This is a genomic window from Glycomyces sp. NPDC021274, assembly GCF_040641195.1.
GTDB lineage: Bacteria > Actinomycetota > Actinomycetes > Mycobacteriales > Micromonosporaceae > Glycomyces.
Window position 1 is genome coordinate 1 of the sequence record NZ_JBFADC010000099.1, and the last position, 1,190, is coordinate 1,190.

Annotated in this window: 2 protein-coding genes; both read left to right on the plus strand. The window is 70.5% G+C overall.

Translation table 11 applies throughout. From position 1 onward, the window contains the following. Positions 1-693: hypothetical protein (locus AB0I03_RS26870; RefSeq protein ID WP_360417428.1), on the plus strand; the 693-nt coding region annotated here is incomplete at its 5' end. Positions 694-703: 10 nt separating this feature from the next. Continuing rightward, positions 704-1,048 carry a rhodanese-like domain-containing protein gene (locus AB0I03_RS26875; RefSeq protein ID WP_360417430.1) on the plus strand — a complete coding sequence of 115 codons (345 nt, stop codon included), beginning with the start codon at positions 704-706 and terminating at the stop codon, positions 1,046-1,048. The last annotated feature ends 142 nt before the right edge of the window (positions 1,049-1,190 follow it).

The window sequence follows — 1,190 nt, forward strand, 5'->3', positions numbered from 1 at the left end:
TTCCGGGTGGAGGTGGAGAACTTCTCCCGGCTGCACCACCAGCGGCTCGGCCCCATGTACGCGTGGCTGGACGAGCTGGACGCGCAGATCGCGGAGGCCGTGGCGGCGCGCTCCGGCGACCCCGAGGACATCCGTAAAGCCCGCGAGGCACGTGCGTCGGTGTTGCCGATGCCGCAGGTGGAGGAGCTGTTCCACGGCTGGCTGGGGTCGGAGGGGCTGTTCCCCGAGGCGCAGGCGATGCTCACGGATCAGCCGGTTCAGCCGCCGCCGAAGGTGCGGCCCGGCGAGGAGGCCCGCAAGCTCTACCGCGACCTGGTGCGCCGGGCGCATCCGGACCTGGCGCGGGACGACGCGGAGCGGGCCAGTCGGGACGGGTTCATCGCGCGGGTCAACGCTGCGTACGGGCGGGGCGACGAGGCGTTGCTGCGGGAGCTGGTGCGGGAGTGGGAGGCCGGTCCGGCGCCCGCCGAGCGTCGGCCGAGCGAGAACGAGGAGCTCTATGCCCGGCTGGAGTGGCTGGCCGAGCGCAAGGAGCTGCTGGCTTCGGTCGTCGCGGAGCTGGAGGCCAGCGCGATCGGCTCGATGATCAGGATGGCGCCGGACGATCCGGATGCGCTGCTGGACGAGATCGCCGAGAAGCTGATGGCCGACGTCCGGGAACGCGAGGCGTATCTCGCCCAGCTGGTCGGGTAGCGTCGGGAGTATGCATTTTGGTTCTGTGCCCACGGTCGGTGTCGATGTCCTCACGCCCGAGGACTTCCTCCTGGACGTCCGTGAGGACGACGAGTGGGCGGCCGGGCACGCCGAGGGCGCGCTGCACATTCCGATGAGCGAATTCGTCGCCCGTTACGGGGAGTTGACGGAGGCGGCGCCGGACAGCGGCAAGGTCTATGTGATGTGCCGGGTCGGTGGGCGGTCGGCTCAGGTCGCGCAGTATTTGATCCAGCAGGGCATCGACGCGGTGAATGTCGCGGGCGGTATGCAGGCGTGGGAGGCGGCCGGGCATCCGGTGTCGGACGGCAAGGGCGGCGTGGGGACCGTCATCTAGGTCCTCGGGGCTCTCCTCCAGGCCCTCGGGGATCTCCCCGTAGGGCCTGGTCTGCTGTGGCGGCCCGTGGCGTGTGGGTTTCAGCTGAGCGGGTGTGCGGCGAGGAGTTCGCCGCCGCCCATGAGGAAGCACTCGGCGAACT